Annotated in this window: 1 protein-coding gene; it reads left to right on the top strand. The window is 58.2% G+C overall.

What is annotated here, in order from left to right; translation table 11 throughout:
* The first annotated feature begins 91 nt into the window (after window positions 1-91).
* A complete protein-coding gene (locus ACGLHR_RS52125; protein WP_400104005.1) occupies window positions 92-511 on the top strand; it encodes an organic hydroperoxide resistance protein in 420 nt (139 codons plus the stop codon).
* Window positions 512-591 lie beyond the last annotated feature (80 nt).

Genomic DNA, 591 nt, shown 5'->3' with positions numbered 1-591 from the left:
GTCTGCGCATGGCTGCCTCTCCATTAGAGTAACCACGCAATCATACATGCTGCAATACTTATGTCGTCATGTTTAGCAAGGAGTCTCCACCATGACCCAAATCGAAAAAGTACTTTACACAGGCAGAACCCACACCTCCTCCGGTGGGCGCAACGGTACATCGCGCAGCGCTGATGGCCGCCTGGACATTCAGCTTTCGTCTCCTGGTTCGCCGGGCAACGGCACCAATCCGGAACAGCTGTTCGCCGCCGGCTGGTCGGCCTGCTTCATTGGCGCGATGGGGATCGCTGCTGGCAAGATGAAGGTCGCTCTCCCGCCTGACTTGGCCATTGACGCAGAAGTGGACCTGGGCACAACTGGAGACGCATACTTGCTTCAAGCTCGTCTCAATGTCCGCGTGCCGGGTCTGGAGCGCGAAGTCGCCCAGGCGCTGGTGGACGCCGCGCACCAGACGTGTCCATACTCCAAAGCCACACGGGGCAATATCGACGTCGTGATCAACCTGGTCTAAGCCCAATACTGTTCACTTCACAACCACTTTGGGGACGATCCGCTGATTCAGCGGCTCGGATCGCCGCCGGATTCGGAAAT

Source organism: Cupriavidus sp. CuC1 (genome assembly GCF_044627735.1).
GTDB classification, from domain to species: domain Bacteria; phylum Pseudomonadota; class Gammaproteobacteria; order Burkholderiales; family Burkholderiaceae; genus Cupriavidus; species Cupriavidus ulmosensis.
This window is presented reverse-complemented; position numbering and strand designations above follow the sequence as displayed.

Bases quoted from the DNA above. Each gene is read 5' to 3' on its own strand.
- ACGLHR_RS52125 (WP_400104005.1), top strand. From the start codon at position 92: ATGACCCAAATCGAAAAAGTACTTTACACAGGCAGAACCCACACCTCC.